Source organism: Roseateles saccharophilus (assembly GCF_004342485.1).
Classification (GTDB): domain Bacteria; phylum Pseudomonadota; class Gammaproteobacteria; order Burkholderiales; family Burkholderiaceae_C; genus Pelomonas; species Pelomonas saccharophila.
Genome location: NZ_SMBU01000004.1, coordinates 108,254 through 135,086 on the forward strand (window position 1 = coordinate 108,254; position 26,833 = coordinate 135,086).

The 26,833-nt window shown below is 70.6% G+C and carries 29 protein-coding genes and 1 pseudogene; 17 read left to right on the forward strand and 13 right to left on the reverse strand.

The window, feature by feature from the left end; all coding sequences use genetic code 11:
• Positions 1 to 6: 6 nt before the first annotated feature.
• The 4 genes from EV671_RS05075 to EV671_RS05090 form a co-directional block, all read right to left on the reverse strand.
• Positions 7 to 1,410: a TolC family protein gene (locus EV671_RS05075; RefSeq protein ID WP_132570211.1), complete on the reverse strand. Its 1,404-nt coding sequence runs from the start codon at positions 1,408 to 1,410 to the stop codon at positions 7 to 9.
• A 101-nt stretch (positions 1,411 to 1,511) separates the two neighbouring features.
• Positions 1,512 to 1,859: a DUF2946 family protein gene (locus EV671_RS05080; protein WP_132570212.1), complete on the reverse strand. Its 348-nt coding sequence runs from the start codon at positions 1,857 to 1,859 to the stop codon at positions 1,512 to 1,514.
• An 88-nt stretch (positions 1,860 to 1,947) separates the two neighbouring features.
• Positions 1,948 to 2,415, reverse strand: a complete 468-nt coding sequence (cueR, locus tag EV671_RS05085) for a Cu(I)-responsive transcriptional regulator (protein ID WP_132570213.1) — start codon at positions 2,413 to 2,415, stop codon at positions 1,948 to 1,950.
• Positions 2,412 to 4,823 (reverse strand): heavy metal translocating P-type ATPase, encoded by a 2,412-nt coding sequence (locus tag EV671_RS05090; protein WP_132570214.1) that lies wholly within the window; start codon positions 4,821 to 4,823, stop codon positions 2,412 to 2,414. Before EV671_RS05090 ends, cueR begins: the two co-directional genes overlap by 4 nt.
• Positions 4,824 to 4,996: 173 nt before the next feature.
• On the opposite strand from EV671_RS05090, the gene EV671_RS05095 reads away from it, so the two are divergent.
• Both EV671_RS05095 and EV671_RS05100 read left to right on the forward strand, forming a co-directional pair.
• A complete protein-coding gene (locus EV671_RS05095; RefSeq protein WP_132570215.1) occupies positions 4,997 to 5,254 on the forward strand; it encodes a heavy-metal-associated domain-containing protein in 258 nt (85 codons plus the stop codon).
• 113 nt (positions 5,255 to 5,367) lie between these two features.
• Positions 5,368 to 5,982 carry a class I SAM-dependent methyltransferase gene (locus tag EV671_RS05100; RefSeq protein WP_132570216.1) on the forward strand — a complete coding sequence of 205 codons (615 nt, stop codon included), beginning with the start codon at positions 5,368 to 5,370 and terminating at the stop codon, positions 5,980 to 5,982.
• A 6-nt stretch (positions 5,983 to 5,988) separates the two neighbouring features.
• Here the strand turns inward: EV671_RS05100 and EV671_RS05105 are convergent, their stop codons facing one another.
• Positions 5,989 to 7,065 (reverse strand): nickel/cobalt efflux protein RcnA, encoded by a 1,077-nt coding sequence (locus EV671_RS05105; RefSeq protein ID WP_132570217.1) that lies wholly within the window; start codon positions 7,063 to 7,065, stop codon positions 5,989 to 5,991.
• A gap of 83 nt (positions 7,066 to 7,148) precedes the next feature.
• Between EV671_RS05105 and EV671_RS05110 the strand changes: the two genes are divergently transcribed.
• From EV671_RS05110 to EV671_RS05135, 6 genes are all read left to right on the forward strand, one after another.
• The gene (locus EV671_RS05110; protein WP_132570218.1) at positions 7,149 to 7,430 is read left to right on the forward strand and encodes a metal/formaldehyde-sensitive transcriptional repressor; all 282 of its coding nucleotides are present in this window, start codon (positions 7,149 to 7,151) and stop codon (positions 7,428 to 7,430) included.
• Positions 7,431 to 7,519: 89 nt separating this feature from the next.
• A complete protein-coding gene (locus tag EV671_RS05115; protein WP_132570219.1) occupies positions 7,520 to 8,125 on the forward strand; it encodes a methylated-DNA--[protein]-cysteine S-methyltransferase in 606 nt (201 codons plus the stop codon).
• Positions 8,126 to 8,146: 21 nt separating this feature from the next.
• The gene (locus tag EV671_RS05120) at positions 8,147 to 9,400 is read left to right on the forward strand and encodes a DEAD/DEAH box helicase (RefSeq protein ID WP_132570220.1); all 1,254 of its coding nucleotides are present in this window, start codon (positions 8,147 to 8,149) and stop codon (positions 9,398 to 9,400) included.
• The gene (locus EV671_RS05125; protein WP_132570221.1) at positions 9,390 to 9,872 is read left to right on the forward strand and encodes a CYTH domain-containing protein; all 483 of its coding nucleotides are present in this window, start codon (positions 9,390 to 9,392) and stop codon (positions 9,870 to 9,872) included. Before EV671_RS05120 ends, EV671_RS05125 begins: the two co-directional genes overlap by 11 nt.
• Positions 9,869 to 10,351: a nickel-responsive transcriptional regulator NikR gene (gene nikR / locus EV671_RS05130; protein WP_132570222.1), complete on the forward strand. Its 483-nt coding sequence runs from the start codon at positions 9,869 to 9,871 to the stop codon at positions 10,349 to 10,351. Before EV671_RS05125 ends, nikR begins: the two co-directional genes overlap by 4 nt.
• A gap of 242 nt (positions 10,352 to 10,593) precedes the next feature.
• Positions 10,594 to 12,693, forward strand: coding sequence for a TonB-dependent receptor (locus EV671_RS05135; RefSeq protein ID WP_243655587.1), 2,100 nt, complete (start codon positions 10,594 to 10,596; stop codon positions 12,691 to 12,693).
• 18 nt (positions 12,694 to 12,711) lie between these two features.
• Here EV671_RS05135 and EV671_RS05140 read toward each other — a convergent pair whose 3' ends face one another.
• From EV671_RS05140 to EV671_RS05160, 5 genes are all read right to left on the reverse strand, one after another.
• The gene (locus EV671_RS05140) at positions 12,712 to 13,986 is read right to left on the reverse strand and encodes a cytochrome-c peroxidase (RefSeq protein ID WP_132570224.1); all 1,275 of its coding nucleotides are present in this window, start codon (positions 13,984 to 13,986) and stop codon (positions 12,712 to 12,714) included.
• Positions 13,983 to 14,603, reverse strand: a complete 621-nt coding sequence (locus EV671_RS05145) for a PEP-CTERM sorting domain-containing protein (RefSeq protein WP_132570225.1) — start codon at positions 14,601 to 14,603, stop codon at positions 13,983 to 13,985. The genes EV671_RS05140 and EV671_RS05145 overlap by 4 nt, the downstream gene beginning before the upstream one ends.
• A gap of 25 nt (positions 14,604 to 14,628) precedes the next feature.
• Positions 14,629 to 16,266 (reverse strand): acid phosphatase, encoded by a 1,638-nt coding sequence (gene acpA, locus EV671_RS05150; RefSeq protein WP_243655588.1) that lies wholly within the window; start codon positions 16,264 to 16,266, stop codon positions 14,629 to 14,631.
• A 165-nt stretch (positions 16,267 to 16,431) separates the two neighbouring features.
• Positions 16,432 to 17,412 carry a recombination-associated protein RdgC gene (locus tag EV671_RS05155; RefSeq protein WP_132570227.1) on the reverse strand — a complete coding sequence of 327 codons (981 nt, stop codon included), beginning with the start codon at positions 17,410 to 17,412 and terminating at the stop codon, positions 16,432 to 16,434.
• Positions 17,413 to 17,495: 83 nt separating this feature from the next.
• On the reverse strand, positions 17,496 to 18,146 hold the full coding sequence (locus EV671_RS05160) for a DsbA family oxidoreductase (RefSeq protein WP_132570228.1): 651 nt from the start codon (positions 18,144 to 18,146) through the stop codon (positions 17,496 to 17,498).
• Between the two features lie 209 nt (positions 18,147 to 18,355).
• Here EV671_RS05160 and EV671_RS05165 point away from each other — a divergent pair, with 209 nt between their 5' ends.
• The 9 genes and pseudogenes from EV671_RS05165 to EV671_RS05205 all read left to right on the forward strand — a co-directional run bounded on the left by EV671_RS05165 (position 18,356) and on the right by EV671_RS05205 (position 23,558).
• Positions 18,356 to 18,937, forward strand: coding sequence for a hypothetical protein (locus EV671_RS05165; protein WP_207911094.1), 582 nt, complete (start codon positions 18,356 to 18,358; stop codon positions 18,935 to 18,937).
• A 54-nt stretch (positions 18,938 to 18,991) separates the two neighbouring features.
• On the forward strand, positions 18,992 to 19,531 hold the full coding sequence (locus EV671_RS05170) for a hypothetical protein (RefSeq protein WP_132570230.1): 540 nt from the start codon (positions 18,992 to 18,994) through the stop codon (positions 19,529 to 19,531).
• Positions 19,532 to 19,535: 4 nt separating this feature from the next.
• A complete protein-coding gene (locus EV671_RS05175) occupies positions 19,536 to 19,970 on the forward strand; it encodes a hypothetical protein (protein WP_132570231.1) in 435 nt (144 codons plus the stop codon).
• A complete protein-coding gene (locus EV671_RS05180; protein WP_132570232.1) occupies positions 19,967 to 20,974 on the forward strand; it encodes a PAS domain S-box protein in 1,008 nt (335 codons plus the stop codon). The genes EV671_RS05175 and EV671_RS05180 overlap by 4 nt, the downstream gene beginning before the upstream one ends.
• 78 nt (positions 20,975 to 21,052) lie before the next feature.
• A pseudogene (locus tag EV671_RS27950) lies at positions 21,053 to 21,328 on the forward strand (GGDEF domain-containing protein); the annotation flags it as partial.
• Positions 21,329 to 21,359: 31 nt separating this feature from the next.
• Positions 21,360 to 21,572, forward strand: coding sequence for a diguanylate cyclase domain-containing protein (locus EV671_RS27695; RefSeq protein ID WP_132570233.1), 213 nt, complete (start codon positions 21,360 to 21,362; stop codon positions 21,570 to 21,572).
• Between the two features lie 93 nt (positions 21,573 to 21,665).
• Entirely contained in the window at positions 21,666 to 22,553 is an 888-nt protein-coding gene (gene yghU / locus EV671_RS05195; protein WP_132570234.1) for a glutathione-dependent disulfide-bond oxidoreductase, read from the forward strand.
• Complete coding sequence (locus EV671_RS05200; protein ID WP_132570235.1) at positions 22,550 to 23,179, forward strand: glutathione S-transferase family protein; 630 nt, start codon at positions 22,550 to 22,552, stop codon at positions 23,177 to 23,179. Before yghU ends, EV671_RS05200 begins: the two co-directional genes overlap by 4 nt.
• A gap of 10 nt (positions 23,180 to 23,189) precedes the next feature.
• Positions 23,190 to 23,558: a hypothetical protein gene (locus EV671_RS05205; protein ID WP_132570236.1), complete on the forward strand. Its 369-nt coding sequence runs from the start codon at positions 23,190 to 23,192 to the stop codon at positions 23,556 to 23,558.
• Between the two features lie 7 nt (positions 23,559 to 23,565).
• Here EV671_RS05205 and EV671_RS05210 read toward each other — a convergent pair whose 3' ends face one another.
• The 3 genes from EV671_RS05210 to aptA are packed head-to-tail and all read right to left on the reverse strand — an operon-like array spanning position 23,566 to position 26,822.
• Positions 23,566 to 24,546 carry a succinylglutamate desuccinylase/aspartoacylase family protein gene (locus tag EV671_RS05210; RefSeq protein ID WP_132570237.1) on the reverse strand — a complete coding sequence of 327 codons (981 nt, stop codon included), beginning with the start codon at positions 24,544 to 24,546 and terminating at the stop codon, positions 23,566 to 23,568.
• 39 nt (positions 24,547 to 24,585) lie between these two features.
• The gene (locus tag EV671_RS05215; RefSeq protein ID WP_132570238.1) at positions 24,586 to 25,458 is read right to left on the reverse strand and encodes a DMT family transporter; all 873 of its coding nucleotides are present in this window, start codon (positions 25,456 to 25,458) and stop codon (positions 24,586 to 24,588) included.
• 47 nt (positions 25,459 to 25,505) lie between these two features.
• Entirely contained in the window at positions 25,506 to 26,822 is a 1,317-nt protein-coding gene (aptA, locus tag EV671_RS05220) for an omega-aminotransferase AptA (RefSeq protein WP_132570239.1), read from the reverse strand.
• Between the last annotated feature and the right edge of the window lie 11 nt (positions 26,823 to 26,833).

The following is a 26,833-nucleotide window of genomic DNA, read 5'->3' on the forward strand; positions in this document are numbered from 1 at the left end:
GTTCCTTCAGTGCGCGGCCGGGGCGGCGGGGGCGGCCTTGGCGGGGCCCATGGCCGGCGCGGTGCCGGGGGAGTGCCCGGTCAGCGCCGTCTGCAGCTCGGTTTCGGCCAGCCAGTAGTCGCGCTGGGCCTCGATGGCGGCGGCCACGGTCGTGACCTGCTCGCGGGCATCGGCCAGCAGCTCGAACACGCTGGCGAGCATGCCGTTGTAGCGCAGCAGGTTCTCGTCGGAGATGCGCTTGCGCAGCGGCACAACCTCGTCGCGGTAATGCCGGGCCAGTTCGAAGGCCGTGCGATAGGCCGAGTAGGCCTCGCGCACTTCGGACTGCGCGTTCACGGCGACCTCCGCGGTGCGGTGGACGGCCTGCATATAGACCGCCTCGGCGCGCGCCGTGCGGGCGGTGCCGAAGTCGAACAACGGCAGCTCGAGCCTGATCTCGTAGCCGTTGCGTCGCGGCTCGCCGGCCTGGCTCTTGTTGGCATAGCCGGCCTCCAGCACGTTGATAAAGCGCGTGCCGCGGGTCAGGCCCAGCGAGCGCGCCGTGGCCTCGGCGTTGCGCTTGGCCATCAGCACGTCCAGGCGCTTGTCGAGGGCGATCTGCTCGGTGTCCTTCGGTTCGAGCGGCGTCTTGGGCAGCTCGGGCAGGTGTTCTGGGAGCTTGAAGGCCAGATGCGCGCCCGACAGGCCCAGGGCCCGCACCAGCCGCTCGCGCGCGGCCACGGCCTGGTGGCGCGCGCGCGCCAGGTTGGCCGTCGCGTCGGCCTGGAAGGCCTGCTCGCGCATCTGCGCGAGCTTGCTGAAGTTGCCGGCCTGCAGCATGCGCTGCGCCAGTTCGCTGGAGGCGTCGGCCGCCTCCTTGACCTGCTCGTAGTAGCCGACGAGGTCCTGCGCGGCCACCGCGCCGAAGAAGGCGCTGCGCGCCTCGGCGGCCACACCTACCGCATCGGACGCGGCCTGGAGCTGGGCCTGCTCGAACTGCCGCTGCGCGACCTCGCTGGCGACGGGCAGGGTCAGCAGGCCGAGCAGGTCGAACATCACCGAGCGGTCGATCTCGGTGCTGCCATGGCCGCCCAGGTGGCCGAAGCTGATCGACGGGTTGGCCAGCCGGCCGGCGCGCACGCGCTCGGCCTCGGCGATGCCGAGCTCGGCGAAGCTGGCCTGCATGCCGCGGTTGTTCAGCAGCGCGACCTCCACCGCGCTGTCCGCGGCGAGGGGCTGCCGGAGCAATTCGGCGACCCGCGCGGCGGCCGCGCCGACGTCGGCCTCCGAGCGTTGCAGGCCGACGCCATGGCCGGTGCGCTCATGCGTCAGTTCGGAGACCTTGGCGGCGCCTCCATCGGGCGTGAATGAGGCGCAGCCGGCCAGCAGCAGGGCCGCCAAGGGGGCAAGCCCGGGGAATGACTTGTTCATCGTTAGAAACCATCAGGGTCGGCGGCCTGGCGATGCCGGAGCCGCAGGACGCTCGCGGCGCGCGCGAGCCCACACGGGCCTCCCGCGGAGGCCCTGCGGCGTCAGAAGCTTCGGGGTGGGCGTTCCTGGCCGTCCGACAGGAAGCTCGGCGCCGGCGTCGGGAACTCCGGGAACTTGACGGCCGGCAGGGCTGCCGGCTCAGGCAGCCGAGGCGCGTCGCTCGCCAGCGGGGTGAGGGCGCAGAAAGCCGAGCACATATTGCACTTGTCCGGGCTGCCGTGGCCGTCGTGGTGATCGGTGCCGGCATGTGCATGGGCATGCGTTGCCGATGCGTGCATGCCCTGCTGCCCGGCGCCCTCGACCGGGCACAGCATGGTGGCCGCCACCGCGCCCCGGAGGGGCAGCAGCAGGGCCAGCAGCAGCAGGAAGCAGAGTCGGATGGTCTTCACGGGCAGGCGCGGCACGGGTGCACACGGGTCAGGCGGCGCATCCTAAACCTTGCCGCCGTGGCAAGGTCAAGCGGGTGCTGGCTCGGGTTCAGCCCGCCACCTTGCGCGCTGGCCGCCCCGGGCGCAGCCCCGCCGCCTGGCCATGCGAGGCATGCGGCAGGGCCGGAGCCTCCTGGGCGAGCGTGTCGATGATGGGGCAGTCAGGGCGATCGTCGCCATGGCAGCAGTGCACGAGGTGTTCCAGTGTGGCCTTCATCGCCTGCAGCTCCTTCAGCTTCTCGCCGAGCTCCAGCAGGTGGGCCTGGGCGAGGGCGCGCACCTGCCGGCTGGGCCGCTTGCGGTTCTGCCACAGGCCCAGCAGCTCGCGGATCTGCTCGATGGAGAAGCCCAGGTCGCGCGACTGGCGGATGAAGCGCAGCGTCGTGACCTCCTTGTCGGTGTACTGCCGGTAGCCCGATTCCGTGCGCGCGGGCTCGGGGAAGAGGCCGACGCTCTCGTAATGGCGGATCATCTTGGCCGAGACGCCCGCGGCCTTGGCCGCTTCACCAATGTTCATGCCTGCCCCCCTTGCGTTGCGGCACTGCCGTGCCAGTGCCTCAGTGCCAGCGCGTTGACGACGACGCTGACGCTGCTGAAGGCCATCGCGGCGCCGGCGATGACCGGGTTCAGCAGGCCCAGCGCAGCCAGCGGGATGCCCAGCACGTTGTAGCCGAAGGCCCAGAACAGGCCCTGCTTGATCTTGGAATAGGTGCGGCGCGAGACCTCCAGCGAGTCCGCCACCAGGCGCGGGTCGCCGCGCATCAGCGTGACGCCGGCGGTCTCGGTCGCAACGTCGGCGCCGCCGGCCATCGCGTAGGACACCGACGCGGCCGCGAGCGCCGGGCCGTCGTTCAGGCCGTCGCCGACAAAGGCTACCACCTCGCCGGCGTCGCGCAGCTGCGTGACGATGGCGGCCTTGTCGCCGGGCAGGACCTCGGCGCGGACCTCGTCGATGCCCAGCTGCTGCGCGACGGCCTGGGCCGCGCCGCGGTTGTCGCCGGTCAGCATCACGGTGCGTATGCCCAGCTCATGCAGCCGCGCGACGCCCGCGCGGGCGCCGGCCTTGACCGTGTCGCCGAAGGCCAGCAGGCCCAGCACGCGGCGGCTCTCGCCCTCGGTGGCCATCAGCCAGGACACCGTGCGGCCTTCGCGTTCGAGCTGCTGCGCGGCATCCAGCGTCGCACCGGCGTCCAGCCCCAGCTCCTTCAACAGCCGCGTGCTGCCCAGAGCCAGCTTGAGGCCCTGCACAACGCCTTCCACGCCCCGGCCCGCCAGCGCCTTGACCTGTCCGGCCTCGGGCACCGGCAATCCCGCCTCGCGGGTCTTGTCCATGACGGCAACGGCCAGCGGGTGGCTGCTCGACTGCTGCAACGCCGCAGCGAGGGCCAGCACGTCCTCGCGGCTGGAAGCGCCGGCCGGCACCACGGCCGCGAGCGCCGGCTTGCCCTCGGTCAGCGTGCCTGTCTTGTCGAAGGCGACGACGGTGACGGCATGTGCGAGCTCCAGCGCCTGCGCGTCCTTGATGAGGATGCCGTGGCGGGCGGCCACGCCGGTGCCGGCCATGATGGCGGCCGGCGTGGCCAGGCCCAGCGCGCAGGGGCAGGCGATGACGAGCACGGACACCGCGTTGATGAGGGCGTTCTCCCAGTTGCCGGCCAGCGCCAGCCATGCCAGGAAGGTCAGCAGCGCCGCGCCCAGCACGAAGGGCACGAACACGGCGCTGACGCGGTCGACGGTGCGCTGGATGGGCGCCTTGGCGGCCTGGGCCGACTCCACCATGCGGATGATGCGGGCCAGCGTCGTCTCGGCGCCGATGGCAGTGGTGCGCAGCGTCAGCAGCCCTTCGGCATTGATCGCGCCGCCGGTCACCTTGTCGCCCGCCGAGCGCGCCACCGGCAGGCTCTCGCCGGTGATGAGGGATTCGTCGACGTGGCTGCGTCCGTCGATGATTTCTCCGTCCACGGCGACGCGGTCGCCGGGGCGGACGATGACGAGGTCGCCGACGCGCACTTGCTCCACCGGGATGTCGGATTCCACGCCGTCGCGGCGCACCCGGGCCGTCGTCGGCCGCAGCGCGTTCAGCGCGCGGATGGCGTCGGTGGTCTGGTGCTTGGCGCGCTGCTCCAGCCATTTGCCCAGCAGCACCAGGCTGATGACGGCGGCCGAGCCTTCGAAGTAGAGATGGGGCATGCCCTGAGCCGCCGGCCTGAGCAGCAGGTAGACGGACAGGCCGTAGGCCGCCGACGTGCCCAGGGCCACGAGCAGGTCCATATTGCCGGCCTTGGCCAGCACCGCCTTCCAGCCGGAACGGTAGAAGCGCCAGCCCAGCCAGAACTGTACCGGCGTCGCCAGCGCGAGCTGCAGCCAGCCGTCAAGCATCCAGTGCAGGCCGAATAGCTGCAGCAGCATCGGCAGCACCAGCGGCAGCGTGAACGCGCCGCTGGCCGCCACCGGCCACCAGTCGGGAGCGCGGCGGGGCTGCGGCTCGTCCTGCAGCTCGCTGGCCGTGTAGCCCGCCTTGACGATGGCGGCCTTCAGCGCCGCCACCGGCACCGTCGACAGCGCCTGCACGGTCGCCCTCTCGGTGGCCAGGTTGACCGAGGCGCTTGAAACGCCGGGCAGCTTCAGCAGCGCCTTCTCCACGCGACCCACGCAGGACGCGCAGGTCATGCCGCCGACCTGCAGCACCGTCTCGGTCGTCGCGACGTCATAGCCCGCCTTGCGCACGGCTGCGGTGAGCATGGCCGTATTGACCGAGGCATCGACATCGACCGAGGCCTCCTCGGTGGCGGGGTTGACGCTGGCCGACTGCACGCCGGGCACGGCCCTCAGCGTCTTCTCGACCCGCAGCACGCAGGATGCGCAGGTCATGCCGGTCACATGCAGCCGGATGTCCCGCCGGTTCGGGATTGCAGCGATGTTCATGGATCCCTCAGATGTCCGATGCCGGCATCATCAAGCTTCCCACGTTGGCAAGGTCAAGAAGGGTATTGATTTGCGTCATGACTTGGGTGAATTCCTTGTCGAGGGTATTGACCTTACCCCTGTGGGATGGCTGAAAGTCCATTCATCGACAACCCCGTCCCCAGGAGGACAGCATGATTGCCTTCGAAGTCAACGACATGAGCTGTGGCCACTGCGTCGGCGCCATCACCGAGGCGCTGAAGGCCGTCGACAGGGATGCCAGGGTGGAGATCGACCTGGCCCAGCATCGCGTGCAAGTCGAATCCGGCAGCGCCGGCGCCGAGCAACTGGCCGAGGCGATCAGGGGCGCGGGCTACAGCCCGGTGCCGGTGGCGCCGGCCGCCGGGCCCGCGGCTGCGGGTGGAGGCAGTTGCTGCGGCTGCCGGCGCTGAGCGCCGCGCCATCCCGGGCCTGGCACATCAAGGCTTGACCCAGCGCGACACTGGGCATTGGTGGCCTACGCATAGTTCGGCCCGCGAGGACGGCAGGACATCAGGAGGCCAACATGAGCAGATCGCATTGGGAAGAGGTCTATGGCAGCAAGGCGGCCGACGCCGTCAGCTGGTACGCGCCCCACCTCGACGAGTCGCTGGGCTATATCCGCCGCACGGGCATTGCCGCCGATGCCGCCATCATCGACGTGGGCGGCGGCGAGGCCACCCTCGTCGATGACCTGCTGGGCGCCGGCTATTCGGACGTCACGGTGCTGGACATCTCGGCGCGGGCGCTGGAGGTCTGCCGCGCGCGCCTGGCCGGGCGGGCCGCCCAGGCGAAGTGGCTCGCGGCCGACGTGCTGGTGCACGACTTCGCGCCGCGCTCGGTCGACGTCTGGCACGACCGGGCCGTCTTCCACTTCCTGACCGAGCCGGCACAACGGCAGCGCTACGTCGCGCAGGTGCTGAGGGCGCTGAAGCCGGGCGGCTACGCCATCGTCGGCACCTTCGGCCCGCAGGGCCCCACGCAATGCAGCGGCCTGCCCGTCGCGCGCTATTCCTCAGAGTCCCTGCACGACGAGTTCGGCAACCCCTTCCAGCTGATCGACCACTCGACCTCCCTGCACACGACGCCCTGGGGCGCGACGCAGCAGTTCGTCTACTGCTACTGCAGGCGCGAGCACTGATGCAGATCAGCCCAGGCTGCGCAGGCCCTGGTAGCTCACATACAAACCGACCAGCACGATGAGGGCACCCGAGAAATAGGGCGCCTTGCGCGCGAATTCGCCGAAGCCGCTCCAGCGCCTGGACACATGCTTGACGCTGAGGGCCGCCATCGCGCCCGACGCGACCATGGTCGCGGCCAGGCCGATGCTGAAGCACAGCACCAGGGCCGCGCCCAGCGTGAACTGCTTGAGCTGCAGGCACAGCAGCAGCACGGTGATCGAGGCTGGGCAGGGGATCAGGCCGCCGGTCAGGCCGAAGACGATGATCTGGCCCGTCGTCACCTGGCGGTTGGCGAAGCGGCGCTTGATGTCGTTGGCATGGGCGCGCTCGTGGGCGTCCTGGTATTCGAGGTCGCCGACCTCCAGGCCTTCGTGGTCGTGGCCATGCTCGCTGAAGCTCAGGTCGTAGTCGTGGCTGTGGCCGGCATGGCCCAGGCTCAGCCGCAGCTCGAATTCATGCGGCTCGGGAATCTCGTCGACCGACTCCAGGAAGCCGTCGCGGGCCGCGAAGCGGAAGCGCTGGACAACGCCATCGGGCCGCGTGGTCGAGACCTCGACGTCGCCGGCCGCCCAGGCATGGCCTTTTTCCGTGCGCAACCGGAAGCGCGGCGGCACGTCGGCCTCGAAGATCTCCAGCGTGACGACGCCATGCCCCGTGTCCACGCGCTGCGAGCCGTCGTGGGCGTGGTCATGATGGTGGCCGTGCTGGTCGCGCCAGGTGCGCCACAGCATCCAGGCCGCCACGGCGATGATCAGCACGCCCGACGCGAGCTGGAAATAGGGCTCGCTGGCCTCCGCATTCCAGTTGCGGCCGAAGTAGAGCCCGGCCAGCGCCACCAGCCAGACCACCGCCGTGTGCGACAGCGTGGCCGACAGGCCCAGCAGCACGGCCTGGGTCAGCGTGCCGCGGATCGCGATGATGAAGGCCGCCATCATCGTCTTGGAGTGGCCCGGCTCCAGGCCGTGCAAGGTGCCCAGCAGGATGGCACTGGGCACGAAGAGCCAGGCGTTGCCTTGCTGGAGCAGTGCTGCGAAATCGGTCATGAGCGGCGTCGGAAATCAGTTTTCTGGTACTCTACCCCAGTACCTTGTGGTACTCCACCCAGTACCTTGCCTCAAGCTGAAACATGACTCACACCGTCCATGGCCAGAAAAGCCTGCTGGCGCGCGTGCGCCGCATCAAGGGCCAGGCCGATGCGCTGGAGCGGCTGATCGAGGCCGGCCAGGAACTGGACTGCGGCAAGGTGCTGCAGCAGATCGCCGCCATCCGCGGCGCCGTGGCGGGCCTGATGGCCGAGGTGCTGGAAGGCCATCTGCGCGAACATGTGGCGGCCGAGAACATCACGACCGAACAGCGCCATGAGGAGATCGAGGAAGTCGTTTCTGTGCTGCGCACCTATCTGAAGTAGCCGTTGCTTCGCCGCCCACGGCGCGCCGCGAACGCGCCGCCCGAGTCGGGGAAACTCGTGGCAGCCCTGCGTTCCTCGTGCTGCCCCAGATGACCCCGACCCACACGAAAGACTTCTTCGACGACCCCGACATCGGCCCCGTGCTGCCGCCCGGCGAGCCGCTGTGGAGCCATGGCTTCGACACGGCCCTTGGGCGCTGCGGCGTGGTCTGGAGCGGGCAGGGCATCGTCGCCTCGCTGCTGCCTGAGGCCACGCCCGCGCGCCTACGGCGCCGCCACCCGACGGCCCGCGAGGTGGCGGAGCTGCCGCCCGCCATCGCCCGTGTCGTCGAGGGCATACGCGCGCTGCTCGCCGGCGAGGCGCATGACCTCAGCGACGTCGTCCTCGACGAGCGCGGCATTCCCGAGTTCCGCCGCCAGGTGCATGCGCTGACCCGCGCCATCCCGCCGGGCCAGACCCGCACCTATGGCGAGATCGCCGCCGCCCTGGGCCAGCCCGGCGCCGCGCGCGCGGTGGGCCGGGCCGAAGGCGAGAACCCCTTCCCGCCCATCGTGCCCTGCCATCGCGTGATGGGCGCGGGCGGCGAGCCCACCGGCTTCTCGGCGCCCGGCGGCATCGAGACCAAGCGGCGCATGCTGCTCATCGAGGCGCGTGCCGCGGGCCAGCTGGCGGGGGACCAGCAGGCCCTGTTCTGATCGGACCGCGACAATCGCGGCATGTCTTTCTCATCCCTGGGCCTCTCGCCCGCCCTGCTGCGCGCCGTGCGCACGCTGGGCTATCACGCGCCCACCGCGGTGCAGTCGGCCGCGCTGCCACCGGCGCTGGCGGGCGCCGATGTGCTCGCACTGGCGCAGACCGGCTCCGGCAAGACGGCCGCCTTCGCGCTGCCGCTTCTGCAGCGCCTGGTCGCGACGCCGCCGCGGCCGGGGCCGCGCGCCCTGGTGCTCGCACCCACGCGCGAGCTGGCCAAGCAGACGGCCGAGTTGCTGCGCGAACTGGCGGCCACGTTGCTGCACCGCCCCAAGGTCGCGCTGGCTTTCGGCGGCGTGTCCATCAACCCGCAGCTGATGGCGCTGCGCGGCGGCTGCGACGTGATGGTGGCCACACCCGGCCGCCTGCTCGACCTGCTGGACCACAACGGCCTGACGCTCGCCGGCGTGCAATGCCTGGTGCTCGACGAAGCCGACCGGCTGCTGAGCCAGGGCTTTGCCGACGAGTTGCAACGCCTGCTCGCGCTGCTGCCGGCGCAGCGCCAGTCGCTGCTGTTCTCCGCCACCTTCCCGCCGGCCGTGGAGGCGCTGGCCGCCCAACTGCTGCGCGAGCCCGTGTGCATCCGCATCGAAGAGACGCCGCCGCAGATCACGCAGCGGGCCATCCAGCTCGACCGCGCCCAGCGCCTGCCGGCCCTGCGGCAGCTGCTGAAGAGCGAGGGTTGGGCGCGCTGCCTGGTCTTCGTGGCCAGCCGCTACACGGCCGAGCTGGTGTCGGACAAGCTCTTCGCCCACGGTTTCAAGGCCGGGCTGCTGCATGGCGAGCTGAGCCAGGGCGCGCGCCGCGACGTGCTGGCGGCGCTGAAGGCGGGCTCGGTCGAGGTGCTGGTGGCCACCGACGTCGCCGCGCGTGGCCTGCATGTCGATGCGCTGGATGCCGTAGTCAACTACGAGCTGCCGCGCTCGGCGGCCGACTACACCCACCGCATCGGCCGCACCGGCCGCGCGGGCGCCAGCGGCGTGGCCATCAGCTTCATCTGCGCGGACAGCGCCGAGAACGCCGAGAGCCATTTCCGCCTGATCGAGAAACGCCAGGGCCAGCGCGTGCCGCGCGAGCGCCTGGACGGCCTCGAGCCGCAGGCCGTGGCGACCGAGGCCCAGGCCACGGGCGGCATCAAGAGCACGACGCGCAAGAGCAAGAAGGACAAGCTGCGCGAAGCCGCAGCCAAGGCAGCAGGGGCTTCCCAAGATGGGCATTGAGATCGAACGCAAATTCCTCGTCGCCGGCGACGGCTGGCGCCGGCAGGCCACCACGCAGACCCGCTTCAGCCAGGGCTATCTGAGCCGCGACCCGGCGCGCGCGGTGCGCGTGCGCATCGCCGGCGAGCGGGCCTTCCTGACCATCAAGGGCGCGACGACCGGCGCCACGCGCGCCGAGTTCGAATACGAAGTACCCGTGGCGGATGCCGCGCAGCTGCTGGCGATGAGCGACGGCCCGGTCGTCGAGAAGATCCGCCATCTCTGCCCGCACGCGGGCATGACCTGGGAGGTGGACGAGTTCCTGGGCGCCAATGCCGGGCTCATCGTCGCCGAGATCGAGCTGGAGTCCGAGGGCCAGGCCTTCGCGCGCCCGGCCTGGCTGGGCGGGGAGGTCACCGGCGATGCGCGCTATGTGAATGCGAACCTGGCCGTGCATCCCTTCACGAGCTGGGGCAAGAATCCGCGGCCATGAAACGCCTCACCATCTCCCTGGACGACGACCTGGCCGACGCCTTCGAGGCCCTGGTGCGGGCGCGCGGCTACGAGAACCGTTCGGAGGCCTTCCGCGACCTGCTGCGCCAGGACCTGGGCAATGTGCGCCTGCGCGACCGCCCGGACGAGCCCTGCATCGCGACGCTGAGCTATGTCTACAACCACCACCAGCGCCAACTCGCCTCGCGACTGGCCGACTTCCAACACAAGTACCACGACCTGACGGTCTCGACGACGCATGTGCACCTTGACCACGAGCACTGCCTGGAGACCGTCATCCTGCGCGGCCGCACGGATGCGGTGCAGGCCTTTGCCGACACCGTGATGGCCCAGCCCGGTGTCACCCACGGCAGCCTGCACCGCGTGCCCGTCGTGAGCCACCATGCCCACGGCCACAGCCATATGGAGCCGGCCACCACCCGGCCCGCGGACGACAGGCGCCCACGCCGCGCTCGCTGAGGCACTGCAAGCGGCGCTGCCGTTTCGATCGGCACGCCCGCTGCCGCGCAGGCAGCCGATGCCCACCCCTCTCCCGGACGGCCTGGGCACATTTCTTGTAAGACGGTTTTCTGGAACTTCATACCGAGCGACAGCGCCTGCGCCGAGGAGTGCGGCCTGCCGCATCCGGGTGCCCCACTGGTCCGTAAGAAGTTCCGAGCCGGATTCATACGAATGACAGGGGAGCCGCCAGCATGCCGTCCATGAACTTCCAGTTCCTGCCTCTCGCGCTCCTGGCCCTGCTGGCCCTGCTGCCGCCCGCCCTGCAGGGCCAGGAGCTGCTAGCCGCTGCCGAGCCGCTGGAGCGCGTGGAGGTCAGTGGCCACCACTACGACAACGCCATCGGCAGCTCAGATGCCGCTTCGCAGGGCGTTGTCCGCGCCGAGTTGCTGAAGGTCCGGCCGCTGCTGCGCCCCGGCGAGGTGCTCGAAACCGTGCCGGGCCTGGTCGTCACCCAGCATTCGGGTGACGGCAAGGCCAACCAGTACTTCCTGCGCGGCTTCAACCTCGACCACGGCACGGACTTCGCCACCACCGTCAACGGCATGCCGGTGAACATGCCGACGAATGCCCATGGCCAGGGGTATTCGGACCTGAACTTTCTGATTCCCGAACTGGTCGACCGCATCGACTACCGCAAGGGGCCTTACTTCGCGAAGAACGGCGACTTCAGCGCCGCCGGCTCGGCCGACGTCGCCTACCGCACGACGCTGGAGGCACCCTTTGCCCAGGCCACCCTCGGTGGCGAGGGCTACAGGCGCCTGCTGGGGGCGGGCAGTGCGGCAGTGGCGGGTGGCAACACCCTGCTCGGTGCCCTGGAGGTCATGCGCGACGACGGCCCCTGGACGCTGAAGGAGGGCTTGCGCCGCACGAACGGCCTGCTGACGCTCGCGGGCGGCAGCAGCGCGGCGGGCTGGTCCACTTCGCTGATGGGCTATGACGCGCATTGGACATCCACCGACCAGGTGCCCCAGCGGCTGATCTCGGCCGGCAGCTACCTGGGCCGGCCTTTTGGCCGCTTCGACGCCGTCGACCCCAGCGACGGTGGCCAGTCCTCTCGGGCCAGCCTGTCGGCCGAGTGGCACGACACGGACGCGGGCGGCGCACGTACCCAGGTCTCGGGCTTTGCGCTGCACGATGCGCTGAAGCTGTTCTCGAACTTCACCTACCGGATGGACCGCCCGGAGACGGGCGACCAGTTCTCCCAGTCCGATGACCGCAACGTGTTTGGGCTGCAGGCTTCGCGCAGCTTCGACCACGGCTGGGGGCCGTTCGCTGCACGCAGCGAGGTCGGCCTGCAGTGGCGCCATGACCGCATCCATGTCGGCCTGTTCGACACCCAGGATCGGCAGCTCATCGCCACGACGCGGGTGGACGATGTGCGTGAAACCCTGCTGGCGGCCTACGCGCAGACGGCCGTCGAGTTCACGCCCTGGCTGCGCGGCCTGTTCGGCCTGCGGGCCGACCGTGTCGATGCCCATGTGGACAGCCTGCTGGAGCCCCGCAACACCGGGTCGGCCGGCAAGGCGCTGCTGTCGCCCAAGCTGTCCCTGGTGCTCGGGCCCTGGAGCCGGACCGAGTTCTTCGTCAACACCGGCAGCGGCTTCCACAGCAACGACGCCCGCGGCATGACCACGACGGCCGACCCCAAGACGGGCGAGGCGCAGCAGCGCGTACCGGGCCTGGTGCGGGCGCGCGGCTCGGAGCTGGGCCTGCGCACCGAGATCGTTCCCGGCCTGCAGAGCTCGCTGGCGCTGTGGCGGCTCGATTTCGCGTCGGAGCTGACCTACTCGGGCGACGCGGGCACCACCGCCGCCAACGGCCCGAGCCGCCGCTACGGCCTGGAGTGGAACAACCACTGGGTGCCGCAGCCCTGGCTGCTGCTGGACCTGGACCTGGCGTGGACGCACGCCCGCTTCAAGGACAACGAGTCGGACGGCATCACCACCGGGCCCTTCGTGCCGAACTCGGTGGACCGGGTCTTCACGGGAACCGTCACCTTGAAGGATCTCGGCCCCTGGACCGTGAGCCTGACCGAGCGCTATATCGGCGCCGGCGCCCTCACGGCGGACAACAGCGTCCGCTCCAGCGCATCGCTGGTGAGCAATCTGCGCGTGAGCCGCAAGTTCTCGACGGGGACCACGCTGTCGCTGGACGTGCTGAACCTGTTCGACCGCCGCTACAACGACATCGAGTACGACTACGCCACCCAGCTCAAGGGCGAGGCCGCGCCGGTCAACGACAAGGTTGTCCACCCGGGCGAGCCGCGCACGGTGAGGTTGACGCTGAGGCAGGCGTTCTGACGGGACGGAGCGGCGCAGCTATCGGGCGTGGCTTGTCGCTGCGCCGGCCTGCGGTGCCCAGCCGTCGGTCAGCGTGTTCAGGAAGGCCAGCAGGTCCTCGATGTCGGCCGCGTCCAGCGGCGGCGCCTCACCCGGCTTGCGGCCGAAGGGCGGCGTCGCGATGACGTTGCCGCGGTAGCGTGCCGGCAGGTCGTCGAACTTGCGCACCTGGCCGTCGCGGCCCTTGGGGTACCAGCGCGCGGGCTCGGTGTCGCGCCGGGCGTAGAACTCCAGCACCTCGCGCAGCGTGTGGAAGACGCCGTTGTGGAAGAAGGCCCGGCGCGTGGCGACATTGCGCAGCGTCGGCGTCTTGAAGCGGCCGCAGAACTCGTCCCGGTCGGCCAGGCCGCGGCGGCCGTTGGCGCACAGGCCGAGGTCGTAGTGGGCCGCGTCGCGGTTGGCGCGCAGCGCGCGGTTGCGCGGCACGCCCAGGGCCGCGTAGGCCGAGTCGGTGAAGCGCGGGAAGGCGCCGCCCGAGCCCAGGCTGCTCGGGTGGCAGCTGGCGCAATTGCCCTTGGCCGGGTCGTTGAAGACGGCGAGGCCGCGCGCCTCTTCGGGCGCCAGCGTGGCTTGGTGGCGCAGCACGGCGTCGTATTTGCTCGTGTAGGGATAGAAGTCCGGCGCGCTCTGCTGGAAGACCTCCAGCGCCGCGGCCAGCCAGCGGGCGACGTGCTCGGGTTCGTCGAAGACGCGCTCGCCAGGGCCGCTGAAGGCCACCTCGAACTCGCGCGCATAGGGCGAGCGCTGCACGCGCGCCGCCAGCTGGGCCGGGTTGGCATTGCCGAACTCGTGGCGGGCGAACAGCGGGATCAGGGCCTGCTCGCGCGGCGTGTCGACGCTGCCGTCCCAGGTCAGCGCGCCCGTCGGGCCGCCGTCCTCGCCGTGGCCGTCCTCGTCGTCGATGAAGTGGTCGGTGAAGGGGATGGTGGTGACCAGGTAGCGCAGCGTCGGCGCGGCGCGCGTGCCCATCTGGTCCATGTGCCGGCCGCCGCGCTGGGCGGACAGCGCATTGGGTGGGCCGAAGGCATGGGCCGGATCGTGGCAGCTCGCACAGGACAGGCGTCCCGAGCTCGACAGGCCGGGGTCGAAAAAAATCTTGCGACCCAGCTCGGTCATCTGCTCCAGGCTGGGCCGGCCGTCGAAGACCCGCGGGCCGTAGCCCGGCAGCCGCTCGCCCGCGCCCGCCGTCTCGCAGACGAAGGCGGGCAGCGCGAGCAGCAGGCCCAGGCCGGCAGCGCGCAGGCGCGCGATCACGCGCGGCGGCGGCGCAGCAGGCCCAGGGCCATCGCGCCCGTGGCGAACAGCAGGGCCGAGGCCGGCTCGGGCACGGCGGAGACGGCGTTGACGGTCACGCGCAGCGTGTCGCCGGTGAAGGCGCTCACGCCGCTGCCGTCGTACTGCAGGAAGCTGGGCGAGCCGATGGCCGCCTGACCTGCGACGAGGCCGCTGGAGCCGGTGGTGCCGAACAGGCCGGAGCCGAACACGACGGCGTACTGGCCGGGCTGCAGCACGGTGTTGAGCGCGACGGACTGGTCGCCGCCGGTGGGCGTGAAAACGGCCTCGGCGACGACATTGGCCGACAGCTGGCCCTGCAGGCCGCCGTTGCCATCCAGCTTCACGATGGCGCCGAAGATGTTGTTGCCGTCGCCATATTGCGTGAAGTTGCCGCCGATGGCGCTGACCGCCTCGGCCTGGCTCACCGTGAAGCCGGCGCCGAGGAAGCGGGTGGCGTCGATGTAGTAGTCGCCGTTGGCGACGGACTCGTCGACGAAGCTGGCGGATTCGTAGAAGGGGGCGGCGACGACGGCGTGGGCGCCGGCGGCCAGCGTCAGGGCCGCAGCGGCGGCGGCGGTGCGGAGCAGGGCTTGCATGGGGTTCTCCTCGGAAGGGTGTTGCTCAGTGCGCCAGCGTCAGCGCGTTGGTCAGGTCGCCCAGCGGCTTGCCGGTGGCGGCCTGCACGGCGGCGTCGCGCGCGGCCAGGCCGGGCAGCACGGGCAGGGCCCAGCGGCGGGTCACGAGGCGCAGCACGGAGGCGGTGTCGTAGGTGGTGTGGTCGACGAAGCCCTTCTTGGCGAAGGGCGAGATGACCATCGCCGGGATGCGGGTGCCGGGGCCGATCAGGTCGCCCTTGGGCGGCGCGACATGGTCGAACTGGCCGCCGAATTCGTCATAGGTGACGACGACGACCATATGGCCCCATTGCGGGCTGGCCTGCAGCGCGCGAATGGTGTTGACGATCTCGGTGTCGCCATCGGTCACGTTGGCATAGCCGGGGTGCTGGTTCTGCTGGCCGATGGGCTTGTAGAAAGTCACGGCGGGCAGGGCGCCGGCGGCGGCGTCGGCATAGAGGTCGGCGCGGTCCTTCAGGTGCGCTGCGCGCTCGGCCGGGTGGGCCACCGGGTCCATCGACGCGTAGTAGTTGAAGGGCTGGTGGTGAGCCTGGAAGTCGCCGTGCGTGGCGTCCGCGGTGCCGAAGCTGTTGGCGTTGTAGATGGTGCTGCTGCTGCCGAAGCTGCTGGTGCTGCTGTTGTAGGGATAGGGGTTGGCCGAGGCTGCGGCCCAGCCGCCCGAGTACCAGGCCCAGCCCACACCGGCGTTGCTCAGCAGGTCGCCGATGGTGGTCTGGGTCTGTGGCGGCAGCGTGGTCGCAGCGGCAGGGTTGGCAAAGAGCGGGTTCATGCCGCTGTTGTCGACCGGTTTGTTGCCGCTGGGCTGGAAGGCCGGTTGCATGGTGTTGACGGCGCGGTAGCCGTCACCGGCGCCGAAGTAGTCCAGCGGCGCGATGTTGCCGGTGGTCAGCGCGGTGGCACCGTTCAGGGCCGAGGCCTTCTGGCTGGTCTTGGCGAGCAGCTGGGGTACGCCGTTGGCCGGCGTGGTCAGCGTGTTGATCGACATGCCGTTGGCTGCGACGGTGGCGGCCGGCACCGTCGGCGCGCAGGCGCAGATCAGGTACTGGTGGTTCAGGAAGGAGCCGCCCCAGGCGGCCTGGAAGAAGTTGTCGGCCAGGGTGTACTGCCGGGCTAGGGCCCACAGCGCCGTCTTGCTGCCGTCGAAATAGCCCATCACCGTGCCGCCGGAATCGCCCCAGGCGACGAACTGGTTGTTGTGGCCGCCGTTGGCCTGCATCTGGTTCTCGAAGAAGCGGTGATACAGGTCGCGCGTGATGATGGCGTTGGACAGCGTGCCGTAGCCGAAGTTGTTGCTGGCGCTGTCGATCTGGAAGGGCGCGTTCGGCCAGACGTTGGTGGTCTGGGCCTGGCTGACGACGGGCGACTGGCCGGCGGCGGTCAGGCCGCCCCAGGCCGGGGGCAGCACGGGCAGCACGGTGCTGCCGTCGCGGTCCACCTGCTTGATGGCCTTGGCAGCGGCGGTGTTCAGGCCGTTGGCGCCGGGGTAGGTGCCGAAGAGGTTGTCGAAGCTGCGGTTTTCCGCATAGATGACGACGACGGTCTGGATGGCGTCCAGGCCGGCCGGCGTGGACTGGGCGTGAGCCTGGGTGGCCAGTGCGGCCGCGAGGGCCAGGGGGGCAAGCATGAAGCGGCGCATGGGCATCCTTCGGGCGGGTTGCGTGATGAATGCCACGGATTCTTCGGTTCTTCCGTGACCGCTCTGTGGCTCCGGACCACGCCAGACGGACAAAAGGGCTGCACGCGGCAGCCCTTTCGGCGGTGTTGGATGCGGCCCCGGAGGGCCGGCCCGTTACCAGGGCGGCGCGTCGCCGAGGGCTTCCTCGGCCGTCGGCTGGGGCAGGGCGGCCGGCACGGGGGCCGGCGCGGCACCGGCGGCGAAGTCGTGCTCGCCGCCCAGGCCCTCGATCAGTGCCGGGATCAGCCGGCCCAGCTCGCCGGTGGCCAGGGCCAGGTCGGCGTCGAAGGCCTCGTCGCCGCTGGTCTCCGCGCGACCCTCGAAGGCCAGGTCCAGGAAGCTGATCTTCTTGATCGCGAAGCCCTCGGTCAGCGTGAAGGCGACGCGCCCCTGCCAGCTCAGCGCCAGGCGCGTGGGCATCTTGCCGCTGGTCAGATGGGCGCGCACCTCGTCGATGTCCAGCGGGTGGCGCGCATAGCGCACGACGGGCTTCTGCTCGTCGCTACCCTTGAGCTCGCACTCGCGCTCGATCTGGAAGCCCTCGGGCGTCACGCCGTCCATCAACCACGCGGCCATCACGGCGGCGGGGCTCTCGGCGGTCTGCACGAGCTGCAGCGAGAGGCCGGGGCTGGCCTGGATCAGCAGCGTGATGACCTCGTCGGCGCGGCTGCTGGAGCCGGCGTCGACGAAGAGCAGGCCCTGCTGGGGCGCGATCCAGACCTGCGTGGCCGAGGTCTTGGTGAAGGCGCGCGGCAGCAGCTCGTGCTGGGCCTGCTCCTTCAGGTCCTTCTTGGCTTTCTTGCCGGGCTTGCGGCCGGTGGTTTCCTCGATGTGCTCGGCCAGCTCGTCCACGCGCTCCTGCACGACGGAGGAGGGCAGCAGACGCACCTCGCGCTTGAGCTTGACGAGCCAGTGGCCGTCCACGACCTCGACGAGGGGCGCGTGCTCGATGCCGCGCGGCGGGGCCCAGCCCACGGCCAGCGGCTGCGTGGGCGCGCAGGGCAGGAAGGGCTCCTTGGCGAGCTGCTCGGCGAGCAGCTTGGCGTCGGCTGTCCAGCCTTCGCCGATGCGATAGGTGATGAGATTCTTGAACAAGGGATCGGACTCCAGACAAAGGCGAAGCCCGCCAGCGGCGGGCTTCCTCGGGGTGCTGGGGTGGATTGTCTCAGGCTCGTCGCTCAGGCCGCCGCGGGCTCGGCCATCGCCTGGCGCAGCAGCTTCTCGAACACCTCGACCGACTGGCCGCCCTGGATCAGGTGGCGCTGCTCGACGACGATGGCCGGCACGGCGTGGATGCCCTGGGCCTGCACCTCGGCCTCGGCCGCCTCGACTTCGGCCGCGTAGCGCTGGCCGGCCAGCAGTTCGCGCGCCTCGGCTTCCGGTAGGCCGGCGGCGGTGGCCAGGTCCAGCAGCACGGTGGGGTCGGACACATTGCGGCCGTCGGTGAAATAGGCCTTCAGCAGCGCGACCTTGAGCGTGCGCTGCACGGCGCCGCCATGGGCCTCGTCGGCCCAGTGCAGCAGGCGGTGGGCATCGCGGGTGTTGTAGATGCGGCTGCGCGCTTCCATGCGGAAGTCGAAGCCCAGGGCCGCGCCGCGTTCGCGGATGGCCTGGCGCGTGCCGGCCAGGGCGGCCGGGCTGGCGCCGTATTTCTCCGCCAGATGTTCCTCAATGTCCTGGCCCTCGGGGCCCATCGTGGGGTTGAGTTCGAAGGGGTGGAAGTGCAGGTCCAGCGTCAGCCCGGGAATGCGGGCGGCGGCGGCCTCCAGCGAGTACAAGCCGATGGCGCACCAGGGGCAGACCACGTCGGAGATGAAATCGATACGCATGGTCGCGATTGTCCGGGCGATGCGTTGCCCTCATGGCTTGCAAGGTCGGCGCGATCGTGATCGGTTTGCGTTTCCGGCGGGTCGGGCGCCGCGCCGGGCGCTGGGCGGGGCCCCAAAATCGCCTCACTCCGTCAGCCACCTACGCCCGCCTTGACGACACCTCGACGCCTTCCCAGCCTGCTTGCCGGCGCCCTGTGTGCCCTCGCGCTTTGCACGGCCCGGGCGCAATCCGAGACGGAGCCGCCGCAGTCGGCGCTGCGCTTCAGCGGCTTCGCCAGCCTGGGGGCCAGCCACGTGGGCGCGCCGGCCTGCGCGCCGACATCGACACGCGGCTCGGGCTGCAGCTGAACTACAACCCGAGCGCGCAGTTCGAGCTGGTGGCCCAGGCCATCCTGAAGACGCAGGGCGCCCATGCCGTCGACGCCGATGCGCTGGAGTGGGCCTATCTGAACTACCGGCCCGCGGCCGACTGGGTGCTGCGGCTTGGGCGGGTCAATGTCGATGCCTTCCTGATGGCCGACTACCGCAACGTGGGCTATGGCTTCACGATGGCGCGGCCCCAGGTTGAGCTCTACGCGCTGCTGCCGACGACGCTGGACGGCTTCGACATTGCGCGCAGCTGGCCCAGCGGCGATGCGCAGTGGCGCGCGAAGCTGATGGTCGGCGGCACGCGCATCGGCGACCTCAGCGAGGCCCGGGCCAGCAGCCTGCGTTCGGTGGCCGGGGCCATGATCTCGCGCGAAGAGGGCGGGCTGCTGCTGCGCGCCAGTTTCTTCCGTGGCCGCATCTAGAGCCATAGCGCCCAGCTGCCGCTGCTGCTGGCGGGCCTGAGTCAACTGGCCGCCTTGCCGCTGCCGGCCGTGGCCGACGAGGCCGCGGCGCTGCGCCGCCGCCTGGATCTCGATGGCATCTGGGGCAATTTCAGCGAGATCGGTGTGCGCCAGGAGCTGACCGACTGGCAGTGGAGCGCAGAGTTCGTGCACATCGCCGCCAAGCCGCTGAGCTCGGAGAGCTCCGTCGCGCTGATGCTCGGCCGGCGCATCGGCGACTGGACGCCCTATGCCGGCTACGGCTGGGCCAAGACTTCGGGTGCTGCGCTGGCGCCCCCGTCCTGGGGCGCGGCGCTGCAGCCCCTGCTCGGCCCCGCGGGCGCGGCCCAGGGACAGGCGCTGGGCGCGGGTGCCGCGCAGGCCTACAACGCCACCCGGGTGCAGCAGTCGAGCTGGTCCGTCGGCGCGCGCTGGGATTTCCATCCGCAGGCGGCGCTGAAGCTGCAATGGGACGAGGTCCGCGTTTCGGCCAACGGCGCCGCGCTGTGGGGCCATGCCAGTACCGATGCCGGCCGCGCCCGCGTGGCATCGGCCGTCGTCGACTTCATCTTCTGAAGCCATGGCGCTGCGCAAGCTTCTTGCCCTGCTGTCGCTGCTGGCCCTGGCCTGGCCGGCGCGGGCGGATTTCTACATCGTCGTGCATGCCAGCAACCCGCAGCACAACCTCACTCACAAGGAGGTCGTCGACCTCTTCATGGGCCGCAGCCGCGCGTTCGCGAATGGCGACTTCGCCCTCATCTTCGACCTGCCGCGCGACAACCCGCGGCGCGCGGCCTTCTACCAGGCACTCACCGGCATGAGCGCAGCCCAGGTCAACAGCTACTGGTCGCGGCTGATGTTCTCCGGCCAGAGCGTGCCGCCTCAGGCCCTGCCCGACGAGGCCGCCATGCTCGGCATCCTGCGCCGCAACCCCAGCGCGCTGGGCTGGCTCAGCAGGGAGCCGGCCGACGCCGGCCTGCGCACCGTGCTGGTCATCAAAGAGCCGGCCCGATGAAGGCGCCCCGCGTGCGCGGCGGCAACAGCCTGCAGCTGCGCTTCATGCTGCTGGTCTTCGTCAGCGCGGCGCTGCTGGCCGTCATCGCGGCGGCCGGGGCCTATGGCCTGGGGCAGACGCGCGCGCTGGCGCGCAGCCGCAGCAGCGTCGAGGCCCTGGCCGTGGCCGTCGAGAAGACGCTGCAGATCGGTGCCTTCGCCAACGATGCCGTGCTGCTGCAGGAGGTGGCCAACGGCCTGGCGCGCAACGAGCTGATTGCCGCCGTCACGGTGCAGGCCGCCGACGGCCGCGTGCTGGCCCAGGCCGGCAGCGATGGCGCCGCCGTGGCGGGCGGCAGCCTGCTGGCGCGGCCGCTGCAGTCGCCCTTCGATGCCGGCGAGCGGCTCGGCAGCCTGCGCATCCGCCTCAACGATGCCCGCGTGCAGGCCGACGCCGACCACCAGGCCTACACGCTGGCCGCCGCGATGGCCGGCCAGGCGGCGCTGCTGGCGCTGGTGCTCTACCTGGTGGCGGCGCGGCTGGTATCGCTGCCCATCGTGCACCTGGCCCGCGCGCTGCGCGAGATGCAGCCCGGCTCGGGCGAGCGGCTGCTGACGCCGGCCAACTACGCGGGCGACGAGATCGGCGTGTTGATCTCCGGCGCCAACGCGCTGCTCGAATCCAACCAGCGCGCGCTGCAGACCGAGAGGCAGCTGCGCGCCGAGGTCGAGGCCATGGAGGCGCAGTACCGGCAGATCTTCGATTCCAGCAGCGCCGGCATCTTCGTGCTCAGCCAGGCCGGCCGCCTCATCAACGGCAACCCGACGGTGTCGCGCGTCGTCGGCCTGAGCATGGCCGAGCTGCGCGGCCTGGGCGAGGACGAATTCGTCGGCCGCGTCTTCCACCGGCCCGAGCTGGTGCGCCAGATGATCGACGAGGCCGCCGCGCGCGGCGAGACGGTGTCGGCCGACCTGGAGCTGGTGCAGCAGGGCGAGGCCAGGCGCTGGGTGCATTGCCTGATCTAGGTGCAGGCCACGACCGACGAACGCACGGTGGAGGGCGTCATCTACGACATCACCGAGCGCGAGAGCGACGAGAACGCGGTGCGCCACCGCGCCGAGCACGATGCGCTGACCCAGCTGAAGAACCGCGCCGCTGGACAGGAAGAGCTGGCGCGCTTCGTGGCCGACACGCTGGCGCGCGGCGCCTCCCTGTGCGTGGCCTGCATCGATCTCGACGGCTTCAAGCAGATCAACGACGCCCACGGCCACCAATGCGGGGACGAGGTCCTCGTGGCCTGCGCGGAGCGCATGCGCCTCGCGGTGCGGCGCTCCTCCGATCTCGTGGTGCGCCTGGGCGGCGACGAATTCCTTGTCGCGCTGCGCGACGTGGGGGGCGGACGACGCGGCGATGAGCCAGGTCATGCAGGAGCTGCTGGCGGCGCTGTCGCAGCCGATCCGGCTGTCCACCGGCGTCGAGGTCGGTGTCAGCGTCAGCATCGGCGTGGCCTGCCAGCCCACGCACGGCTTCGACGGGCCAGGCCTGGTGCGTGCGGCCGACGAGGCGCTCTACCACGTCAAGCGCAATGGCAAGCAGGCCTTCGCGGTGGCGCTGGCGAGCTGAGGTGGCCGCAGCGTACAAGCCCGCACGCTGGCGGGGCGGGCGCGGACTGGTTACCGTGCTGGCCTTGCCAACCCACCACCCGCCGCACCGCGCATGACCGATCCGACTGACTACAGCCCGCCCAAGGTCTGGACCTGGAACAAGGCCAGCGGCGGCCGCTTCGCCAACATCAACCGGCCTGTGGCCGGCGCCACGCACGAGCAGGAACTGCCGGTGGGCCGCCACCCGCTGCAGCTCTATTCGCTGGGCACGCCCAATGGCGTCAAGGTCACCGTGATGCTGGAGGAACTGCTGGCCCTGGGCCACGCCGGCGCCGAATACGACGCCTGGCTGATCCGCATCAACGAGGGCGATCAGTTCGGCAGCGGCTTCGTCGCGGCCAACCCCAACTCCAAGATCCCGGCGCTGGTGGACCACAGCGGCGGACCTGACACGCAGCCGCTGCGGGTGTTCGAGTCGGGCGCCATTCTGATGTATCTGTCCGAGAAGTTCGGCGGCGCCTTCCTGCCCGCCGCCGGGGCCGAGCGCGCCGAGGCGCTGAGCTGGCTGTTCTGGCAGATGGGCAGCACGCCCTTCCTGGGCGGCGGCTTCGGCCACTTCTACGCCTATGCGCCGCAGAAGCTGGAATACCCCATCGACCGCTATGCGATGGAGGTCAAGCGCCAGCTCGACGTGCTGGACCGCCAACTTGCCGAGCGGCCCTATCTGGCCGGCGAGCAGTACAGCATCGCCGACATGGCCGCCTGGCCCTGGTATGGCGCGCTGGCCAAGGGCCAGCTCTACGGCGCGGGCGAGTTCCTGGCTGTGCACGAGTACCGCCATGTCATCCGCTGGGCCGACCAGATCGCGCAGCGGCCGGCCGTGAAGCGCGGCCGCAAGGTCAACCGCACCTGGGGCGAGCCGGCCAGCCAACTGCACGAACGCCATGATGCGAGCGACTTCGACACCCGCACCCAGGACAAACTGACCGCCACACCATGATCACCCTCTACGACTGCGCTACCGCCCCCAGCCCGCGCCGCGCCCGCATCCTGCTGGCCGAGAAGGCCGTGCCCTTCGATACCGTGCAGGTGGACCTGCGCAGCGGCGAGCAGATGGGCGAGGCCTTCCGCCGCATCAACCCGCAGTGCACCGTGCCGGCGCTGGTGACGGAGGAAGGCCCGGTGCTCACCGACAACGCGGCCATTGCCGCCTATCTGGAGGCGCGCTATCCCGAGCCGCCGCTGCTTGGCCGCACGCCGCTGGACAAGGCCGAGATCGCGAGCTGGCAATGGCGGGTGGAGTTCGAGGGCCTGATGCCTATCGCCGAGGCGCTGCGCAACAGCAGCCCGGCGATGGTGGACCGCGCGCTGCCCGGCCCCGTCAACTACGCGCAGATCCCGGCGCTGGCCGAGCGCGGCCTGGCACGGCTGCGGCACTTCTTCGCCGAGCTGGATGCACATCTGCAGGGGCGTGACTTCATCGCTGCCGGGCAGTTCAGCATTGCCGACATCACGGCCGTGGTGGCGCTGGACTTCGCACGCGTCGTGAAGTTCAAGCCGGGCGCGGAGCTGCCGCAGCTGCTGCGCTGGCGCGCGGCCATGGCGGCGCGCGGCACGATGGGCTGACAATCCCGCCGTGCAGTCCTTCGTCTATGCCAAGATCCCGTTGCGCCCCGGCGCGGCAGAGCACATGGACGAGGTGCATGAAGCCGTCGAGCAGGCGCTGGCGGCCCGCTCGGCGGGGACGCTGATCGGCTGGGGGCGGTCCGTGTCCAACGCCGGCGATGCCGTCATGCACCACCGGCTGGACATCGAGGTCGACGGTCAGGCCCGAGGCCTGGCCGTGCTGAAGGAGGCGCTCGCCGGCCTCGGCGTGCCGGACGGCACCGAGTTGCACTACACGGTGGACGGCGAGGCCCTGCAGATCGTCCGTGCCGGCGCTTCATGGGCCGAACCCGTTCGGAGCACGGCCACCAGCCGTCACATGCGCCGCACCGGCCGGTGAAGACTGTTCAGCCCAGCTTGCGGTCGCTCGGCCGCGCCAGATAGAACCACTCGGTCCCCGGCTGCGACTTCACGTTCGGGAAGACGATGCGACCCTCGCTGGGCGCCAGTACGGCCTCGCCGCTGGCGCGGGTGCCGATCTGCTGGCCCTTGTCGATGGCGTCGAAGCTTGCCCATTCGCGCTCGAAACGGTCGCCCAAGTCCTCGCGGTCGATGACGTCGTAGAGCTGCAGCAGCTCGGGCGCTTGCGCGGGCCGGTGCGGCTCCACCGCACTCTCGTCGAGCATGCCCAGGAAGACCAGCGTGCGCAGGATGGCCAGGCGGGCCACCTCGGGGCCGTTCGGGTCCAGGTGCTGGCCGCATTCCAGCGTGATGGCCCAGCCGCCCGTGGAGCGCATGTATTCGGTGGTGCCGACGCCGTAGTGCGGGTCGGAGATCAGCGTGGCGCGGCGCGAACCGTCGTGCTCGCGCTGCTGGCGGCGCTGCAGGCCCAGCGCATAGGTGGACAGCCAGCCCTCGACGATGCGGCCCACGCCGAGAACCGCGGCCAGGGCCGATTCGGTCGCCTCCTGCGAGAAGGGCTCCAGCTCGCCGCTGTTGTTGCGCGGGCCGATCATCGCGAAGGCCGGGCCGTTGCCCTGGAAGCTGTGCAGGTCCAGGATGCCGTCGTGCTGGGCAATCAGCGGGCACAGCACGCGCGCGACGCGGTCCTCGAAGTCGTGCGCAATGACCGGCGGGCGCAGATTGCGGTTGAGGTTCCGGTCGCCCTCGCGGCGATTGAGCCGGTGGGCCAGCGGGTTGACGATGGGCACCAGGGTCAGCGTGCCGCGCAGCAGCGTCAGCTCGCCGGCGTCGAGCTGGCGAATGATCTCGGCCATGGCCTTGCTGCCATGGATCTCGTTGCCGTGCACCGCGCTGGTCACGAGCAGGCGGGGGCCGGGCCGCAGGCCGGCGAACAGGTGGACGCGGATGTGGGTGGGTGCTGTCATGCTTGGATGCGGGATCGGTTCGGACGCCAAGCCGCGATGCTAACGAGGCCAGGTCGCCAGCAGCACGCCCAATAAGGCCAGGCCATAGGCCAGGGCCTGGGCGCCGGACAGGGTCTCGCCGAGCAGCAGGCCGATCAGCGCCGTGCTGATGGGCAGGAAGACCATGAAGACGCCGGCCTTGGCCGCCGGCAGGCCGCGCAGGCCGGCCATCCACAGCCAGACGGTGATGACGCTGGCCGTCGCGGCGTAGTAGGCGAGCAGGCCCCAGTCCAGCGCGCGCGGCGCGGCGAAGTCGAAGCTGAGGGCCTGCCAGAGTGCCAGCGGCGTGACCAGCACCAGGCCCCAGAGGTTGATCAGCGCGCTGATGCGTTTCGGGCCGAGGCCGGCCGTCAGCTTCTTGCCGATGACGACATAGCTGGCCTCGCAGAACACGGCGGCCAGCAGCAGCAGGGCGCCAATGGGCGTCGTCTCTGCGCCGCCCTGCCTGCCGCCGGCCACCAGCGCGATGCCGCCCACCGCGCAGGCAATGCCGGCCAGCACGCGGCGGCTCAGCTGCTCGCGCAGGAAGGCCCGACTCAGCAGGGCCACCGCGGCCGGGATGCCGGCCATGATGACGCCGGCGTCGACGGCCGAGCTCTGCCGCAGGCCGAACAGCATGCAGATGGAGAACAGGAAGTTGCCGAGGAAGGATTCGAGGAAGAGCAGCCACCTCGAATGGGCATCCAGCGGCGCCTCGGCGGCCGGCTTCTTCAGCCAGGGCAGCATCAGCAGGGCCGCGAAGGCGAAGCGCATGCCGGCGAGCAGGAAGATGGGGAAGACGGCGACCAGCAGCTTGGACAGGCCGACATAGCTGCCGACCAGGCTGGTGCTGGCCGCCAGCAGCGCATAGGCGCGCCAGGGGACGGGATGCATCGGAAAAGAGTGGGACTGCGGCGGCGGCCCAGTCTAGTCCGGTGGTTTCAGGCGGCCCTTCGCAAGGCGCCGCGCAGCGTGTCGATGATGCGATGGATGTGATCGGTCTCGATGATCAGCGGCGGCGAGAGAGCGATGGTGTCGCCCGTGGTGCGGATCAGCAGGCCCTGGTCCCAGCAGTCCAGGAAGATGTTGAAGGCGCGCTTGGCAGGCTCGCCGGGCAGGGGTTTCAGCTCGATGCCGCCGACCAGGCCAATGTTGCGCACATCGATGACGTTGGGCTCGCCGCGCAGCGAGTGCAGCGCCTGCGCGAACTCGTCCTGCATGCCGGCGGCGCGGGTCAGCAGGCCGTCGTCGGCATAGGTGTCCAAGGTCGCCAGACCGGCCGCGCAGGCCAGCGGGTGGGCCGAGTAGGTGTAGCCGTGGAAGAACTCGATCAGGTGCTCGGGCCCGGTCATGAAGGCGTCGTGGATCTTCTGCTGCGCGAACACGGCGCCCATCGGCACGCAGCCGTTGGTGATGCCCTTGGCCACCGTCATCAGGTCGGGCGTGACGCCGAAGGTCTGGGCCGCGAAGGGCTGGCCGGTGCGGCCGAAGCCGGTGATGACCTCGTCGAAGATCAGCAGGATGCCGTGCCGGTCGCAGATCTCGCGCAGGCGCTGCAGATAGCCCTGCGGCGGGATCAGCACGCCGGTGGAGCCGGCCACGGGCTCGACGATGACGGCCGCGATGGTCGAGGCGTCGTGCAGCGCGACGAGGCGCTCCAGCTCGTCGGCGAACTCGGCGCCGTGCGGCGGGATGCCGACCGAGAACGCATTGCGCGCCGGGTCGTGCGTGTGGCGGATGTGGTCCACGCCCGCGAGCAGGCTGCCGAACATCTTGCGGTTGGCCACCATGCCGCCGACCGAGATGCCGCCGAAGTTGACGCCGTGGTAGCCGCGCTCGCGGCCGATGAGCCGCGTGCGGGCGCCCTCGCCGCGCACGCGGTGGTAGGCGAGGGCCATCTTCAGCGCCGTCTCGACGGACTCGGAGCCTGAGTTGGTGAAGAAGATGCGGTTCAGCCCCGCAGGCGTGATCTGGGCCAGGCGCTCGGCCAGCTCGAAGGCCTTGGGGTGGGCCATCTGGAAGGGCGGCGCGAAGTCCAGTTCCGCGGCCTGCTGCTGGATGGCCTGCACGATCTTCGGGCGGTTGTGGCCGGCGTTGACGCACCACAGGCCCGCGATGCCGTCCAGCACTTCGCGGCCCTTGTCGTCGCGGAAGAACATGCCGTCCGCCCGGGTCAACAGACGCGGCGCCTGCTTGAACTGCCGGTTGGCGGTGAAGGGCATCCAGTAGGCGTCGAGCCTGGAAACGTCTGCGCTCATGCGGGCCTCCT